Here is a 16193-nt window from a genome sequence, read left to right on the forward strand (position 1 = left end):
GGGACGCCTCCGTTATCGGCGAGCGGGACGCGCGTCAGGGGAGGGTGACCGGCACGTCGCTGAGGACGCCGTGACGCGCGCCGGAGAGGTACACGGCACCGATGCGGTGGTCGCCCGCGGTCCAGCTGTAGATCTGGGACGCGTCGCCCGCCGCGTCGAGGGTGAGCGTGTATGGCGTCGACTCGCCGTCGGCCCAGACCTGCACCGTCGAACCGGGGATGCCGTGCACGGTGATCGCGACGGTACCGGGTGACCCCACGGCGGTGACGGTCGGCACGATCGCCGTCCCGGCGAGCGGCGCGGACTCGGCCGAGACGTTGCCGAGCACGTCCGTCTGCCGCGCCGTCAAGCTGTAGTCGGGAGAGATCGCGATCAGCTCGGGAGACATCCATGAGCCCTCGGCGTCCGCCGTGACGGTCGCGACAGCCGTGCCGTGGTCGGACACCACGATCGTCGCGCCGGGCTCCGCCGTTCCGGTGAGGGTGGGCGCGAGCCGGTCGGCGAGGTCGCCGGTGCCCGTGTCCGCACTGACGATGACGGGGGCAAGCGCCGTCCGGTCGACGCCGATCCGCACGGACGCCGGCGCCGACGTCAGGCCGCTCCGGGTCTGCGTGACGGAGACGTCCCAGGTGCCGTCCGCGAGTCCGCTCAGGTCGGCGTCGAGGGTCCACGAGCCGTCGGGCGCGACCGTCGTGCCGCCCAGGACGACGGAGGGAGACCCGGCCGGGGAGGCGGCGATCCGGGCCCCGGAGGCCAGGGGCGACCCGGTGACCGCGATGGTGGCGCCCGGTTCGCCGCTTCCGGTCAGGGGGAGGGACGTCGCGGCGGTCTCGAATCCCGAGGGGAACGTCGAGGCGACGACGGGCGCCGCCGGCGGAACGGCCGGAGGGCCTACGGGGGGAGTGACGGGAGGCTCGGCGGCCGGCACCGACGCCGACGGCACCGCCGGCACGACCGGGATCACGACCGGCGGCGCATCGTCCGGCGCCGGAGCGGGATCGGGCACCACCGGCGCGGCCGGCGGCGGTGAACTCACCGGCGGCTCCGGCGCGGTGCCGCCGGTCGGCGCACCGGGCGCGTCAGGCGCCGCGGCCGACGGCGCATGCGATGGCTGCGCGGCGGTCACATCCTGTCGAGTGGATGCGAAGAGCTGCGGCCCGAGGACGACCGCGCCGACCACACCGGCCGCCGCGGCCACTCCGACGATGGTGGCTCCGACGCCGAAGGCTGCTCCATGCCCCCCACTCCGAGCCGCGCGGCCGGCACGCGCCGCCCCCGCCGCTCCAGCTGAATGGCCGCCAGCACCGCCGCCGCCAGCACCGCCGCCCCCAGCACCGCCGCCCCCAGCACCGCCGCCCCCAGCGATCACCGCGCCCCCGGCCGCACCGCCCGCCGCCACTGCAGCCCCGCGCTGCAGGCTGGCCGCGTACGCCGCCGCCCCGCCCACGCCGAGCAGCAGCGGAAGCAGCACGAGCGTCAGCCGTGAGCCGACGTTCTGCGCCTCCGCCGCCACGATCGAGCACTTGGCGCATTCGGTCAGGTGCCGTTCCAGCCGGGCGGTCTCGCGTTTCCCGAGTCCGCCGCGGCTGTAGGCGCCGAGGCGCTCGGTCGTCCAGCGGCAGTCGGATCCTTCGGGGCTGGCCGAGATGTGCGCCTGGATCCATGCCTGGCGCAGCCCTTCGCGCGCCCGGTACGCCAGCGCCGCCGTGCCGTTCGGGGTCAGCCCGAGCAGGGGCGCGACGGTGGCCGGGCTCATCCCTTCGACCTCGCTGTACCAGAGCACCTCCTGCCAGCGCTGCGGCAGCGAGCGGAACGCGCGGGCGGTGAGCGACCTGTCCAGCGCATCCATGCTGGCCGCCTCGGTCGTCTCCGGGTCTTCGATCGTCGTCGCGTCCTCGATGGGAACGTCGCGGCGGGCGCCGCCCCAGGCCGCTGCGACGTTGCGGATCGTTGTGAAGAGGTACGGCCGGAAGCCGGCGCTCGGTCCGCGTCCGTCCCGCACCGCCTTCAGGATGCGGGCGTAGGCCTCGGCGACGACGTCGTCCGGGTCTTCGGTACTGAACGACCGGGCCACCGTCCGGCCGGCGGCGGCGTGACGCAGCCACAGTTCGGCGAACGCGTCGTCGTCGCCGGCGCGTGCGGACTCGACGAGGTCCGTGTCCGAACGGTCGGACACGGTCTCCTTCTGGTCGTCGTCGCGCACGCTGTGCTCGTCCGCCCGGTCAGCAGATCCCGGCGAGAGCCCGCCGTCGCCGGAGGTCGGTGGGTTCGTGGCGCGCGCCGCCGACGCACACGAGGAAGAGGAAGGGGGCGCCGTCCCACGGCACGCGGATCGTGCTCGAGATGCCGTCGGCGCAGTCGACCAGCACGTCGTCGGGCAGGGCGAAGAGCTCCTGGCGCCGTCCGGACCCGTCGCTCGCCAGGCCCTGAACGGCGCCGGCCAGGTCGGTGAACCGCGGGTGGTCGTCCTCCACCGCCCAGCCGGCGAGCGGACGGAGGGTGTCACGGCTGATCGGGAGGATGTCGAAGACCGAGGCGGCAACCTCCTCGAGGGAGGCGTCGACGGTCAGCGACCGGGTCCTCTCCAGCATGGGCGCATTGGCCGAGGCGAGGGCGAGCCAGTCGCCGGGGCGGAGGTCGTCGAGCAGGGCGAGCAGTGCGCCGGTCATCGGCGGCGCGAACGGGTCGGGCATGACAGGGGCTTTCTGTGTGCACGCCGAGAGCGCCCGTCGGGTCGCGGGCACTCTCGGCGTCGAGCGGGGTTCGGGTCTCCCGGATTCGGCACCGTTCGATCGGCGTCGATCTGAGCGGCAGCGTTTCGGGTCGCCGCCGCTGGCGCACGTTCGGGTCATGCACCACCTAAGAGATCGCGAATGTCCGGAATCATGACGCCGATTCGCGAAGTTTTTTCCGGTCACCGGCCGCCCACGGTTTCCCGGACGTCGGCGGAGGTGGCCGGTGCGGACAGGATACGCACCAGCTCGTCGCTGAACAGCCGGCCGTCCTCGACGGCGGCGTCGTTCGCGACGCACCGCCGCGCGAGTTCGTCCTGCTCGAGGCCGGTGAGGGCGGCGATGTCGGCGAGGCGGATCCATCCCGCTTGGGCGCGCGTCCGGATCGACTCGCTGCGCACGCCGAGCTCGGCGGCGACCAGCCGGGCCGGGTAGCCGGCGCACAGCAGGCCGCTGATCACCTGGCGGGTCAGGAGGTAGGCCGCCCGCCGCTGCGGTCCGAGCGCCTCCCGCTCGTCGGCGTGGGCGTTGTGCAGGAGCGCTGCGAGGTCGCCCGGAAGGGCGCGGTGCCACCGCGATGCGCTCTGCGTGTCGAGGCCGGGGCGACGGAGAGTCGGGGTGCTCTCGTCGATGGTCATGTCGTTCCTCGGGTGAGGGAGGGGGCGGGAGGGGGCGGGATGGGGCGGGATGGGTAAGCGGGCGTGCAAGAGAACGCTACGTGCCCCGGTGCCACCGGCGGACCGATTTCACCCTGCGCTCACCCTCCAGTCACCCCGGCCTCAGTCGCGCTCGACGAGCAGGTTGCGCGTGAGCGCGACGGCGATCGCATCCTCCCGGTTGTTGACGCCGAGCTTCCGGTAGACGCTTCGCAGCTGCGACTTGACCGTGTTGGCCGACACCACGAGGGCTGCGGCGATCTCCGCGACGGATCCGGTCTTCATCAGTTCCGCCAGCACAGCGAGTTCGCGGTCGGTGAGCAGCAGCTCCGGCTCGGCGACGGGGAGCAGCGAGCGCAGGGGCACATCCCGGGTCACCTGGCCGTAGCCGACACCGTCGAGGGCGGCGACGACCCGGTCGAGGTCGTCGGCCGGCAGCAGGGCGAGCGCCAGGCGCTGCTCGGTGCGTTCCAGGACCGCGCCCAGGTGCTCCACCACACCGCGGGTGCGGGAGGTGGGGGCGAGTCGGAGCAGCACCGCGGCCTCCAGAGCGGCCGCCTCCGCGGTCTGCCGCGCTGTGAGGGGACCGCGGACCGCCGCACGGAGCTCGCTCAGCGCCGACCCGTTCCGGCCGAGCGAGACGTGCACGCGTGCCCGTGCGATGTGCTGGTCGGGGCCGGCGACCGTGTCCCGTTCGACGATGACGGAGGCGGCGTCGGGATTGCCGAGCGCGAGCTGCTGCAGGGCGCGCATCCGGCCGAGGTCGTTGCGTGCTGCGGGCGAGCGCGCCTCGCCGGCCCTCATCGACGCGTACGCCTCGAGGCCGGCAAGGGCATCGCCGGGCCTGCCGTCCACCAGCAGGGCCAGCGCTTCGACGCGTGCCACTGCGATCCAGTGCTCGATGGTGCGGGGGTCGTGCTCCATCTCGGCGAGGTGCTGGCGGGCCGCGCCCGCATCCAACCGCTCGAGCGCCAGGATCGCCTCGGCAAGACGGTAGAAGGTGCCGATGTACGTCTTCCGCTGCCGGTCCGTCCACGGACCGGTCCTCGCGTACTCGACGTGCGCGCGTGCTTCGGGGAGGTCTCCCTGGAGCGCGTGGATGCCCGCGAGCATGGCGAGGTTGCTGAACCCGGGGGAGGGCGGCGTCGTCGGGGAGGCGGCCAGCCCTTTCGCGAAGGTCTCCATCGCCTGCTCGATCTCGCCCGCGTAGTACAGGGAGACACCCACCTGCGAGTAGATGCGCGGGAGTTCGGTGAGCTGCTGCCGGTCGTCGTCGCTGAGACCGTCGAGGGTCGCGACCGCGGCCGTCGCGGGTCCGACCGCCATGCCCGGCCGTCCGATCAGTCGGTACGCGCTCGCCTCTGCGGAGCGGATCAGAGCGCGGTCGACGGGACTCAGCGCGGCATTGCGGGGCGATCGGGCGGAGCGCACGGCGGTCACGAAGTAGCGCAGCGCCCGGACGCGGTGGAATCCGAGGCCGTTGTAGGCGATGCCCAGCAGCATGGCGAGCAGGGGATGCACGCGCAGTTCGGACACGGGGATGCGCTCCAGCAGGAGGCGGGTGGCCTCGCCGTGCGCGCTCAACAGCTGGAACCATCCCGTTCGGACGGCCGCCGTCGCGGCATCCCAGTCGCCCGCGTCGATCGCGTCCTTGAGCGCGTCGAGCGCCGCCCGATCGGCGGATGAGCGCTCGGACTCCGAGCCGCCGACCGTCTCGTCGTCCACTGATCCTCCTGAATCCATCATTCACCCCTCGCCGGGCGCGCTGCGCCGCTGGGCCACATCGATGTACGCAACGCGTCCACCATCTTTCTTTATTCGCCGATCGAACTGTTTCGAGCCACGGGCCTGTCGGAAACCGGGCAAGATGAAATGCCTGTATTCGGAAGGAGGGGTGGGATGTCGACGAGCCCGACCCCGCGGGGGACCCGGCGGCTGAGCACGCGTGCGCTTCTCATCATCGCGGCGTTCGGCGCGCTCGGCGCGCTCCTGCTCATCCTCGTTGCGCCGGTGACCGCGCTGCTCGCGGCGCTCTTCCCGCCCGCGTACGCGCTCGCGGCGGGCGTGCACAGCATCCTGCCGTTCCTCGCACGCCGGCTGGTCGGCTTCCCCTGGACGACCACCATCGCGTTCGCGCTGGTCGGGCTGCTGGCGATCGGCTTCACGCCGCTCGGCGCCCTCATCCTCATCCCGCTCGTCGTCGCGGGCGTGGGATTCGACATCACCCTGCTCGCGCTGGGTCGGCGCGGGAGGCTCCGGCCCTGGCATTACGCGGTCGGAGCGCTCGTCACGGCCGTCCTGCTGTTCTTGGTCTCGCTGCCGGTCATGTCTCCGGACGATCTCGCTGCGCCCATCCTGCTGCTCACCCTGCTGGGGCGCGTCCTGAGTCAGCTCGCCGCCGCCGGGATCGCCTGGCTGCTGGGCGATCGCGTGCTCCGTGCCGGCATCATGCGGGCGCCGACGGGAGACCGCGGCGACGGCGCGGAGCCCGCCCTGCGCCACTGAGTCGCGGTTCACGACCGTCACTCCCGTTCCACCAGCAGGTGACGGTCGAGCGCGATCGCGATCGCCTCATCGCGCGTGGAGACGCCGAGCTTGCGGTAGACGCTCCGCAGCTGCGACTTCACGGTGTTCACCGACACGTTGAGCTGGGCCGCGATCGCACTGTGTGATGGATGCTGCAGCAGTGTCGCGAGCACGGCCGTCTCCCGCGGCGTCAGGGGGATGTCCGGTCCCTTTCCGCGCACCAGCGCGATGATCCGGTCGAGCGGCAGCGTCTCGCCGTACCCGAGGGCGGCGAGGGCGTGGGTCACGCGGGCGAGGTCTGCCGCGGGGAGGAGCGCGAGGGGCAGGAGCAGCCCGCTCCGTTCGATGATGGCGCCGAGATGGTCGACGACCGACGTCACGCGGTCCTCGTCCGAGAAGCGCAACAGCGCCGCGGCCTCCAGCGCGACCGCCTCGGCACGCCGGCGCGTCGACAGCACCGCGTTCGCGAGCGGCCGCAGGTGCTGCAGCGCGGCGCCATGCCGGCCGAGGAAGAGCTGCACGCGCGCTGATCCGATGCGCTTCTCGATCTCGCCGGCGTCGCGTTCGAGCACGGCCTCCGCGGACTCGGGATGCCCGAGGCCCAGCTCGAGGACCGCCCGAGCGGTCGCGAGCGCTGCCCGCACGGCGGCCGACCGGCCTTCCGGACCTCGGGCTCCGATCGTCTGGTCGAGGTGGGCGAGTCCGCGGCCGGGGTGACCGCAGACCAGCTCGAGCGTCGCGGCGGTGACGGCGTACGGCATCCAGTGCGGCGTGGTCCGGAGATCGACCGCCGCGTCGGCGAGGTGCTCCCGCGCGGCATCCTGGTCGAGGTCGTCGAGCGCGAGGATCGCCTTCGCGACGCTCAGCAGCATGGCGTCGTCGTGTCGCAGCTGCGGAGTACGTGCGCGAGCCGTGCGGATGTGCTCCCTGGCTTCTCCGCTGTCGCCGTTCCTCGCGTGGAGCAGGGCGAGCATCACCACGTTGCCGAGCGACGAGCCGGAGGCGACGGGATGCGCGTGCGCCAGGCCGCGCTCGAACGCGGCAAGCGCCTCCCCGCTGTTGCCGGTGTACAGCAGGCTCGTGCCCACGTGCGCGTGCAGGCCGCTCACCGTGTCCGCGTTCCTCCGATCGCCCGCGCTCAGGTGCTCGAGCTCGGTCGCGGCCCCGCGGGCCGCGGCCACCGCGCTCTGTGCCCGGCCGAGTGCGAGGTGCACCTGCGCCTGGTCGGAGAGCAGGATGGCCCGGTCGATCCGGCGCAGGTCGCGATCGGGGTCGCCGAGCAGGGCGGCGGAGTCGCCGACCCGCCGCAGGCCGCCGGTGCGGTGCGGGTGCGCGCTCGGGTCGGTGTGGCCGGCCAGCAGCGTGAGCAGCGGTCTCTCGCTCACCGTCCCCGGTGGCAGCCGCCGGAGCGCCGCGGCGCGGTCCGGTACCGGTCCGGCCAGGAGGTCGAACCATCGACGACGGGCCACCTCCGCCGCCGCATCGGGCCCGCCCGACGCGAGGGCGTCATCCAGTTCGGACCAGGCCTGGTCGAAGAGCGTTCGCTCTCCGCGGCCGGTCGCGTGTTCTTCCGTTGTGCTTTCCGCTCGTTCCACGAGCTGTCCTCCGAAGTTCAGGACGCGCGTCCGCGCGTTCGAGAGCCCGGGAGGATGCAGGCGCCCGCGCAGAGGGGTCGCCCTTCTCCGGGTCTCAGGAGCGCGGTTCGACGCGTCGGCTCACGCCCAGGACGGGCGTCTCTTGAACCGGCGCGACACCGAAGCATGTTCGGGCCGCTGCTGTGAGTGGAGGCGTCGTGCCTCCATCCGGAGGAAGGGGATCAGCCGGGGCTGACGTCGTGGTCGCCCGGTGGAGCGGAGGAGGGTTCGGTCGTCCGCGCGGCGCACGACGTGTCGTACGGCGCGAACGGCGGGATCCAGGAGTCGACGGGCTCGGCTGCGGAGCCGGAACCGCCGGATCCGGACGACGTCAGGACGCCTTCGGCCGACGAGGACGGGCTGAACGCGGGCCCGTGGATGGGGCCGTCGGCCGGAGTGGCCACGGCCGAAGCGGTGACCGGAGAGGGGGCGGGAGTGGCGGTCGGCGCAGGGGATGGCGCGGCCTGGTCGGCGGCGGAGTCCGCGTCGGATCCTGTGGCCGCTGGCGCAGTGGCGACGGCCGGCGCGGGAGCAGGTGCCGCCGCGGGGTCGGCGTTGCCGGTCGCGGTACCCGGGTCGGCGGTTCCGCCTCCGGGGGTGGTCGTCGCCGGGGGAGGCGTCGGCTCGCCGGCAGGCGGTGGAGGCGGGGTGGGCGACGTCGTGCCGCCTCCCGAGCCGGTGACCCGGTTGACCACGCCGTCGACGATTCCGACGACCGAACCCGTCGGCGTCGGGCCGAGGAGCGTGTCGACGACGCCACCCACGACGGGCAGCGAGGTGACAAGCGGATCCACAGCGCCGGTGACCGGTGCGAGCACCGAGCCGACGAGGCCGCCGGACGTGCCGGAGCCCGAACCCGCGCTCTGCGGCGAGGAGGTGCCCGGGAGCAGCGCGCCGACCGTTCCATTGACGACGGATCCCAGCAGAGAGTGCTGCGGCGGCGGAGCCTCGTCAGCGGAGGCGGGAGTCAACTGGAACAGGAAGCCGAGAGCGGTCAGCAGACCGGCTCCGGCGAGCCCGAGCAGAGCGAGTCGCAGAGCTCTGCGGGGGGAATCGGCTGCGGCGCGCGGCAGAGGTTCGACCAACTCGGTCACGATTCCCCCTTTCGCACGTCGCTGATCGGGACTATAGCGAATATGTTGTCGTCGCGGTGGAATTCCCCGTTACGCGCGCTGCTCCAGCTGGCGCTCCCAGTCGTGGGGGACGCGCTCCGCGGGACCGGGGACGGTCTGGTTCTCCGGGTGGCTGAGCGGCGGAGCCAACTCGGGTCCGCCGACGAACCCCTGGCGGCGGTAGTCCCAGAACCAGTCCTCACCGGGCTCGTAGCTGCGGATGATGGGATGCCCGGTCGCCTCGGCGTGCTTCGTCGCGTGGGTGTTCAGCGAGTTGTCGCAGCACCCGATATGGCCGCACGCGGCGCACCGGCGGAGGTGGAGCCACCAGCTGCCGGTCTCCGTGCATTCGACGCAGCCGGGGCCGGACGGGGGAACGGTGGGGTCGATCGCTTCCGTGTGGGCGTGGTCGGTCATCGCTGCTCCTCGGTGTGTTCGGTGTCTCGGGTCTGTTCGGCGCGCTCGTCGAGCTCCACGATCCCGCCGGGCGGGACCATCCGCAGCCGGGCGGTCAGGCCGTGTTCCGCGAACGCGGCACGCACCTCCTCCTGCCCCTGGGTGAAGTGCGCCCACCCCTCCGCGTGCACCGGCACGACGACGGCGTCGCCTAGAAGGATCGCCGCGCGGGCGGCCTTGTCCGCGGTCAGGGTGAGGAACGCATCCAAACGCGCCGTGCGGGCGGCGCCGACGTGGAGGACTGCGATGTCGATCGGCCCGAGGTTCTCGGCGACCTCCTCGACGACCCGCAGCGAGGCGTTGTCGCCGCTCACGTACACCGTCGGCAGCCCGTCGCCGGCCAGGACGAACCCGAGCACCGGTCCCGACGACGCCTCGGTGCCGTCCGGCCCGTGCTGTGCGGGGACGGCGTGCACCCGCAGCTCGGAACCGTCCGGGCGCGGGATGGTCAGGTGCGTCCACGGGCCGAGTCCGCGGACGGTTCCCTCGACCCGCTCGGCGGCGGCCGTCGTGCTCACCGTGAGCGGTGCGTCTCGGACGAAGACGCGCCCCCGGTCGTCGAGGTTGTCCGGGTGCTGGTCGTGCGAGAGGAGCACCGCATCCACCGCGCCGATCTCCTCCGGCGTGCGGCTCGGTCCGGTCGTCTTCACCAGCACGCGCTCGCCGACGGGGTGGTCCCCGGGAGGGTCGAACGTCGGATCGGTGAGGATGCGCAGGCCGCCCAGGTCGATCAGGGCCGTCGGGCCGCCGATCAGTTCGATGCGGACGGTCATCGGTTCTCCTCTCCGCGGTGCGGTCGGCGGGTCACCCGCAGTCGCACGAAACGGTAGCCGATCCCGACGGCGATCACCACGATCCCGGCGACGATGGCGGCGACCGGGAGGGTGGCGACGAGCACGACGCAGCCGATGGCGCCCGCGACCGCGAGCAGCCGCGGATACCTCCGGTGCGCGCGGTCCTGCGTCCACGCGGACGCATTGGCGATCAGGTAGTAGAGCAGCACGCCGAAGGACGAGAAGCCGATCGCGCCGCGCAGATCCGTGACGGCGACCAGCACGCAGACGACCAGGCCGACGGCGAGCTCGGCCCGGTACGGAACCCGATAACGCGGATGCACGGCCGCGAACCACGACGGGAGGTCGCTGTGGCGCGCCATCGCGAGGCTGGTCCGCCCGATGCCCGCGATCATCGCGAGCAGGGCCCCGAGCGCCGCCGCAGCAGCACCGATCCGGATGACGACGCCCGGCCAGGCGGCTCCGCTGGTGTCGGCGACCGCCCCGAGCGGAGCGACGACCTCCGCCAGCCCGGCCGCGCCGAGCGCGTGAAGCGTCGCGAGCGCGACCAGCACGTAGACGACGAGCGTGATGCCGAGCGCCGTCACGATGGCCCGCGGGATGGTGCGCTCCGGCTCGACCACCTCCTCGCCCATGGTGGCGATGCGGGCGTACCCGGCGAACGCGAAGAACAGGAACCCCGCCGACTGGAGGATGCCGTAGCCGGTGACCGCGGGTCCCGGTTGCGCGGCGCTCGCCGCGGTGTGCGTGAAGCCGATGACGACTGCGACCGTCAGCGCGATCAGCGAGACGGCGACCAGGATGCGCGTCAGCAGCGCCGTCCGCGTCACGCCCACGCTGTTGACCAGCGTGAGCACGGCGACCGCCAGGATCGCGACCGGCTTCACCCACGGGCCGGGCACGGCGTAGGTCGCGAACGTCAACGCCATCGCGGCTGAGCTGGCCGTCTTCCCGACGACGAACGACCACCCCGCGAAGAAGCCCGCCCACTCGCCGAGGCGTTCGCGACCGTAGACGTACGTCCCGCCGGAGGTCGGGTACTGGGCGGCCAGCTGAGCCGACGACGTCGCGTTGCAGAACGCGATGAACCCGGCGATCACGAGCCCGACGAGCAGCCCGGCCCCCGCCGCAGCCGCAGCGGGGGCGAAGGCCGCGAACACCCCGGCGCCGATCATCGACCCCAGGCCGATGCCGATGGCGTCGCCCAGGGTGAGGCGGCGAGCGAGGGCGCCTCCTCGATCCGGGCTGGATGCGGCGGTCACGGAGTCACGAACCGACCCTCCTCCGCATCGCGGCTCGACTGCTCGCGCAGCACGAAATGCTGCTTCTTGCCGGTCGCAGTGTACGGGAGCTCGGTGACGAAGGCGTATCGCCGCGGGCGCTTGTAGTCGGCCAGCGAGACGCTCGCCCGGCAGTGCGCATCCAACTCCCGGGCCGCCGCCTGCGCGTCCGCCAATCGTCCCGGGCGCGGCTGGACGTAGGCGACGACGATCTCGCCCCACTCGTCGTCCGGCAGGCCGACCACGATGCTGTCGGCGACATCGGGATGCGCGGCGAGCGCCTCCTCCACCTGGACGGGATGCACGTTCTCGCCGCCGGAGATGATCATGTCGTCCTTGCGGCCCACGATCGTCACGATCTCGTTCTCGTCCCAGCTCGCCAGGTCGCCCGGGTACATCCACCCGTCGCGGAACTTGCGGCCCTCCTCCTCCGGATTGTGCATGTAGGCGTATCCGCTCTTCACGCTCCGCATGATGACCTCGCCGATCTCGTGGCCGTCCTTCGCGGCGAGGTCGCCGGGAGCGGCGACGCGGTCGTCGCCGGACACCTTCACCACCGCGACGTCGTCGTCTAGGCAGGCCCGGCCGGCGGCCCCGGCGGCGTCCGGCAGGTCCTCGGGCCGCAGGTAGGTGTTCCAGAAGGCCTCGGTCGTGCCGTACCCGTTGGCGATGCGGGGCGTGAGCACCCGCTGGTAGCGCAGCGCCGCCGCGCGATCGAGCGGGGCTCCCATCGTGACGATGCCGTGCAGCGACGACAGGTCGCGCGGGTGCGCCTCCTGCGCGTCGGCCAGTCGCTCCAGATTGGTGGGGGCGCCGATCACGTAGGTCAGCGCGTACTCCTGGATACCGTCGAGCACCGTGTCCGGGTCGAAGCGCGGCAACGTGACGACCTCGGCTCCGACGTAGAACGCGGTGTTCGGGCCGGCGCAGTAATTGCCGCCGCGGTGGAACCACGGTGACATGTTCATCGTCCGGTCCGTCGGTGCGAGGGGGAAGTGCATGATCACGTCGTGCGCGGTGAGCACCTCGTTGAGGCTCGTCAGGGGAACCGCCTTGGGCATCCCCGTCGTGCCGCTGGTGTAGAGGCGCGAGGTCTCGTCCCACACGCTCGCGCCCTCGGGGGCGCGGAACGACGGGGCGTCGGCGGCCAGAAGCTCCTCGAAGCGGATGGCGCCGTCGAGCAGAGGACCGTCACCGACCGCCGCGAGAACGGCCGGACGATGGGCGGCCAGCTCCAGGGCGGTCCGGACGCTGCCGCTCGCGGCGGCGTCGTAGACGAAGACCGCAGGACGGGAGTCGTCGAGGATGTGCGCCGTCTCGCCCGGCGCCAGCCGGAAGTTCATCGGGGAGCTGACCGCGCGGAGGCCCTGCGCGGCGACGTACAGGAACGCGAACTCCGGAGTGTTCATCAGCTGGTAGGCGACGATGTCGCCGACGCCCACCCCGCGCTCGGCGAGTCCGGCTACGAGGCTTCCCGTCACCTGTCCGAGCTCGGCGTAGGTCCAGCTCCGTCCGGACGGGGGATCGGTGATCGCGACGCGCGAGGCGTACCGGTGCGTGTTGCGTTCCACCGCCGAGGCGTAGGTGAAGTGCTGCTCGAAGACGGCACGCAGGGTGCTCGGGTCGTACTCGGTGTTCGGCTGGATGCCGGCGTGCGATGTCGGGTCGGTGAGGGTCATGGTTCTCCTCGGGGACAGGGGGTTCAGGCGTCCGGTGGGCGTCGACTCCGTCTCGGATCGGTGGGGGAGGCGTCCCGGTCGAGCTCCGACCAGAACGGGGGTGCGACGACGGTGAGTCCACCGTCGACGACGAGGGTGTGGCCGGTGATGTACCCGGCGGCGGGGGAGGCCAGGAAGCGGACGGCCTCGGCGATGTCGTCCGCGGTGCCGACGTGGCCGAGGGGGATGCGGGAGGTCATCACGTCGAGGTCGGGGACGCCGGCGTTCCCGTAGAAGAAGTGCAGCGAGTCGGTGTCGATGAGGCCGCCGTTCACGGCGTTCACCGTGATGCCGTCGCGGCCGAACTCGGCGGCGAGGTGGCGGACCCACGACTCGACGGCCGCCTTGTCGGAGCCGATGGCGCCGTACAGCGGGAACGCCCGGTGGCTGCCGTAGCTCGTGACGGCGATGATGCGGCCGCCCGTCCGTCCGCGCACTGGTCCGTCCGCGCCGCCGCGCATCCGCTCGGCCGCTCGCTGGGCGAGCAGCACGAAGGAGCGGACGTTGGTCGCCCACGACCGTTCCAGGTGCCGCGAGGTCAGCTCGGCCGCCGGGCGGAATGCGGACGCCGCCGCGCTGGCGACGAGCACGTCGAGGGGCGTCCCGTCCGGGAACTCGTCCGCGAACAGGCGGTCGATGTCCTCTTCGCTCTCCAGCTCGAGGCGGTAGGCCCGGGCCGAGCCGCCGGCCGCGGTGATCGCGTCGACGACCTCGGCGGCCGCGTCCGCCTCCCGACGGAACGTCAGCACCACGTCCATCCCCTCGGCGGCCAGCGTCTCCGCGATCCTGCGGCCGATGCCGCGCGAGCCGCCGGTGACCAGCGCGCGTCGCGGCTCGTTCCGCGGGCGTACGGCCTGGTCGTCGGGATCCGGGGAGTTGTTCGTGGGGGCCTCCGTGGTTTCGGAGGACAGTCTAGAACCGTCGGAGGGTCCCTCCGGTACGGCGGGTGCGGCACACCGGATGGACCTCCGCCGAGGATCGGCGTACCGTCGCGCGGTCAGGACAGAAACGGAAGGACACGCAATGAGCGACGAGAAGAACCGCCCCGACGCCGACGACCTGCCCGACGGCTCCGGCTCCGACGGCAGCGCCCCCGAGCCCGGCGAGGACACCACCTCCGGCGGCGGCCCCGAGGACCCCTCCCACTAGCCCCTCCGCCCCTCCGCCCCTCCGCCCCTCCGTCGAGTACGCAAAAACTGCACGCTCCGGAGCCCTCCGGCGTGCAGTTTTTGCGTACTCGACGGTGGGGAGCGAGCGGCGGGATGGGTCAGCGGCGGTGGAAGGGGCGCACGCTGAGGGACTCGACGGTGCCGGTCGGCGGCAGGTCGACCGCGGTGCGGACTGTCGCCGCGACCATCTCGGGCGTGATCGTGTACGTCGTGTCGTAATCGACGCCCTCGCGGGCGACGAGGGCGCGCTGCATATCGGTGTCGACCCGCCCCGGGTGGATGCTGCTGACGCGCACCCCGTGCGGACGCTCCTCCTCGCGAAGCGCATCCGTGAGCGCCCGCAGCGCGAACTTGGAGCCCGCATAGACTCCGCCGCCCGGCCCGCTGGCCAGCCCCGAGCCGCTGTTGATGGCGACCACCAGCCCCTCCGCCGCCCGCAGCGCCGGGAGCGCGTGCCGCGTGAGCGCGGCGACCGCGAAAACGTTCACCTCGAACACGTGACGCCACACCTCCGCGTCGGTCTCTTCGATCGTGCCGCCGTCCTCCACGCCGGCCGAGTGCACGAGCACATCGAGGCGCTCGGGAAGTGGTGGAAGGGACGCGCCGGAGAGGTCGGCGACCAGATCGGCCACGTATGGCTCGGCCGACGGCAGCTCGGCGACCACCGCATCCACGGCGGCGGCATCCCGCCCTCCGACCAGGATGTGGTGCGTGCGCCCGAGCTCGACGGCGATCGCCCGTCCGATGCCGCGCGACGCGCCGGTCACCAGCGCGATCGGCCGGTCCGGTCCCGCGGACGCGGCGGACGAGGTGTCGGAGGGAGTGGATGCGGTCATGCCTTCGACATTACGGCCGATCGCTCCCGCGGTCCGCCCCGGTTGGCCCTCCGAACCCGCCTCGCCCTAGGGTGTGGGTGTGTCGGAGGTGCAGGCGTGAGCGAGATCGGTCGGCCTCCGGGCGTGCGCGAGGTCGCCGCCGCCGCCGGTGTCTCGCGCCAGACCGTCTCCCGCGTGCTCAACGATCACCCGAGCATCCGGCCGGCGACCCGTGCCCGCGTCCTCGCCGCGATGGCCGACCTCGACTTCCGCCCGAACCGGGCCGCCCGCATGCTGACCACTGCGCGCTCCCGGACGATCGGGGTGCTGGCCGCCTCGGCCTCCTCCCTCTTCGGGCCGGCCTCGAGCATCGACGCCGTCGAGAACGCCGGCCGCGCCGCCGGGTACACCGTCACCGTCGCCCACGCCGCCTCGCTCGACCCGGCCGACCTGCAGGCGGCCATCGGGCACCTGCGCGAGCAGGCCGTCGAGGGCATCGTGGTGATCGCGCCGCAGCAGCGGGTTCAGGATGCGATGGGCCAGTTCTCGCTCTCCCTGCCGTCCGTGACGCTGCACGGTGCGGGCGGCGCCGGGGACGAGGGCGTCTTCGTGGACCAGGAACTCGGCGCACGCCTCGCCACCCGGCATCTCCTGGCCGCCGGCCACCGCCGCATCGCGCACCTGAGCGGACCGGGCGACTGGACGGAGGCGCGCGCCCGACGGGACGGCTTCCTTGCCGAGATGGCCGCCGCCGGCGCGGATGCCGTGGTGTCGCGCGAGGGGGACTGGACGGCGGCCTCGGGCGCGGTGATCGGTGCGGAGCTCGTGGCCGACCGCTCCATCCAGGCCGTCTTCGCCTCGAACGACCAGATGGCGCTCGGCGTGCTGCATGCTGCGCGGGTCGCGGGGCGTTCGGTCCCGGACGATCTGGCCGTCGTCGGCTTCGACGACATCCCCGAGGCGGCGTTCTTCGCCCCGCCGCTGACGACGGTCCGGCAGGAGTTCGCGGAACTCGGCCGTCGCTGCGTCGCTCGCCTGGTCGCGCTGCTGGAGGGCGGCGACCTCGCGTTCGAGGAGCCGGTGACTCCCGTCCTCGTCGTCCGCGACTCCGCCTGACCTGCGCCCCGCGCCTCCGGCTCTCGCGCTCCGTCTCTCGCGCTCCGTCTCTCGCGCTCCCTCCGCCCCGCAACATTTGCGCCAAATCTCGGGAAAGCGGCCCCCTTTCCCCACATTTGCGCCAAATCTCCGTCTCGCGTGGTGCCCACCGCGCCACAGATTCGTGCCGAATGTGCGGAATGCTC

The 16193-nt window shown here is 72.9% G+C and carries 15 protein-coding genes; 3 read left to right on the plus strand and 12 right to left on the minus strand.

From position 1 onward, the window contains the following. Positions 1-34 precede the first annotated feature (34 nt). The 4 genes from BLR91_RS19820 to BLR91_RS19835 form a co-directional block, all read right to left on the minus strand. Positions 35-2203, minus strand: a complete 2169-nt coding sequence (locus BLR91_RS19820; protein ID WP_089878584.1) for a sigma-70 family RNA polymerase sigma factor — start codon at positions 2201-2203, stop codon at positions 35-37. 19 nt (positions 2204-2222) lie between these two features. Next, entirely contained in the window at positions 2223-2693 is a 471-nt protein-coding gene (locus tag BLR91_RS19825) for a hypothetical protein (RefSeq protein ID WP_089878581.1), read from the minus strand. Between the two features lie 221 nt (positions 2694-2914). Then, a complete protein-coding gene (locus BLR91_RS19830) occupies positions 2915-3370 on the minus strand; it encodes a hypothetical protein (protein WP_089878578.1) in 456 nt (151 codons plus the stop codon). Between the two features lie 141 nt (positions 3371-3511). After that, the gene (locus BLR91_RS19835) at positions 3512-5113 is read right to left on the minus strand and encodes a response regulator transcription factor (protein WP_089878575.1); all 1602 of its coding nucleotides are present in this window, start codon (positions 5111-5113) and stop codon (positions 3512-3514) included. 174 nt (positions 5114-5287) lie between these two features. Here BLR91_RS19835 and BLR91_RS19840 point away from each other — a divergent pair, with 174 nt between their 5' ends. Continuing rightward, the gene (locus BLR91_RS19840) at positions 5288-5893 is read left to right on the plus strand and encodes a hypothetical protein (protein WP_089878572.1); all 606 of its coding nucleotides are present in this window, start codon (positions 5288-5290) and stop codon (positions 5891-5893) included. 17 nt (positions 5894-5910) lie between these two features. On the opposite strand, the gene BLR91_RS19845 is transcribed toward BLR91_RS19840, so the two are convergent. From BLR91_RS19845 to BLR91_RS19875, 7 genes are all read right to left on the minus strand, one after another. Then, complete coding sequence (locus BLR91_RS19845; protein ID WP_089878568.1) at positions 5911-7509, minus strand: helix-turn-helix domain-containing protein; 1599 nt, start codon at positions 7507-7509, stop codon at positions 5911-5913. 221 nt (positions 7510-7730) lie between these two features. Beyond that, complete coding sequence (locus BLR91_RS19850; protein ID WP_089878566.1) at positions 7731-8642, minus strand: hypothetical protein; 912 nt, start codon at positions 8640-8642, stop codon at positions 7731-7733. 69 nt (positions 8643-8711) lie between these two features. After that, positions 8712-9077: a UBP-type zinc finger domain-containing protein gene (locus tag BLR91_RS19855; protein WP_089878563.1), complete on the minus strand. Its 366-nt coding sequence runs from the start codon at positions 9075-9077 to the stop codon at positions 8712-8714. Next, positions 9074-9889 carry an MBL fold metallo-hydrolase gene (locus tag BLR91_RS19860; RefSeq protein WP_089878561.1) on the minus strand — a complete coding sequence of 272 codons (816 nt, stop codon included), beginning with the start codon at positions 9887-9889 and terminating at the stop codon, positions 9074-9076. The genes BLR91_RS19855 and BLR91_RS19860 overlap by 4 nt, the downstream gene beginning before the upstream one ends. Continuing rightward, positions 9886-11172, minus strand: coding sequence for an APC family permease (locus tag BLR91_RS19865; protein ID WP_089878558.1), 1287 nt, complete (start codon positions 11170-11172; stop codon positions 9886-9888). The genes BLR91_RS19860 and BLR91_RS19865 overlap by 4 nt, the downstream gene beginning before the upstream one ends. Then, positions 11169-12869, minus strand: coding sequence for a class I adenylate-forming enzyme family protein (locus tag BLR91_RS19870; RefSeq protein ID WP_089878555.1), 1701 nt, complete (start codon positions 12867-12869; stop codon positions 11169-11171). The genes BLR91_RS19865 and BLR91_RS19870 overlap by 4 nt, the downstream gene beginning before the upstream one ends. Before the next feature lie 23 nt (positions 12870-12892). Next, positions 12893-13933, minus strand: a complete 1041-nt coding sequence (locus BLR91_RS19875) for an SDR family oxidoreductase (protein ID WP_231919011.1) — start codon at positions 13931-13933, stop codon at positions 12893-12895. Here BLR91_RS19875 and BLR91_RS20430 point away from each other — a divergent pair. Then, positions 13932-14057, plus strand: a complete 126-nt coding sequence (locus BLR91_RS20430) for a hypothetical protein (RefSeq protein WP_018192523.1) — start codon at positions 13932-13934, stop codon at positions 14055-14057. The two genes, BLR91_RS19875 and BLR91_RS20430, sit on opposite strands and share 2 nt — an antisense overlap. A gap of 118 nt (positions 14058-14175) precedes the next feature. Here BLR91_RS20430 and BLR91_RS19880 read toward each other — a convergent pair whose 3' ends face one another. After that, on the minus strand, positions 14176-14913 hold the full coding sequence (locus BLR91_RS19880) for an SDR family oxidoreductase (RefSeq protein WP_089878553.1): 738 nt from the start codon (positions 14911-14913) through the stop codon (positions 14176-14178). 96 nt (positions 14914-15009) lie between these two features. Between BLR91_RS19880 and BLR91_RS19885 the strand changes: the two genes are divergently transcribed. Continuing rightward, positions 15010-16008, plus strand: a complete 999-nt coding sequence (locus BLR91_RS19885; protein WP_089878550.1) for a LacI family DNA-binding transcriptional regulator — start codon at positions 15010-15012, stop codon at positions 16006-16008. Positions 16009-16193: the final 185 nt, after the last annotated feature.

The sequence above is a fragment of the Leifsonia sp. 466MF genome (assembly GCF_900100265.1).
Classification (GTDB): domain Bacteria; phylum Actinomycetota; class Actinomycetes; order Actinomycetales; family Microbacteriaceae; genus Leifsonia.

Excerpts from the sequence above, each read along its gene's own strand:
- BLR91_RS19855 (WP_089878563.1), bottom strand. The coding sequence starts at position 9,077 with ATGACCGACCACGCCCACACGGAAGCGATCGACCCCACCGTTCCCCCG.
- BLR91_RS19830 (WP_089878578.1), bottom strand. The coding sequence starts at position 3,370 with ATGACCATCGACGAGAGCACCCCGACTCTCCGTCGCCCCGGCCTCGAC.
- BLR91_RS19880 (WP_089878553.1), bottom strand. The coding sequence starts at position 14,913 with ATGACCGCATCCACTCCCTCCGACACCTCGTCCGCCGCGTCCGCGGGA.
- BLR91_RS19825 (WP_089878581.1), bottom strand. The coding sequence starts at position 2,693 with ATGCCCGACCCGTTCGCGCCGCCGATGACCGGCGCACTGCTCGCCCTG.
- BLR91_RS19870 (WP_089878555.1), bottom strand. The coding sequence starts at position 12,869 with ATGACCCTCACCGACCCGACATCGCACGCCGGCATCCAGCCGAACACC.
- BLR91_RS19840 (WP_089878572.1), top strand. The coding sequence starts at position 5,288 with ATGTCGACGAGCCCGACCCCGCGGGGGACCCGGCGGCTGAGCACGCGT.
- BLR91_RS20430 (WP_018192523.1), top strand. The coding sequence starts at position 13,932 with ATGAGCGACGAGAAGAACCGCCCCGACGCCGACGACCTGCCCGACGGC.
- BLR91_RS19860 (WP_089878561.1), bottom strand. The coding sequence starts at position 9,889 with ATGACCGTCCGCATCGAACTGATCGGCGGCCCGACGGCCCTGATCGAC.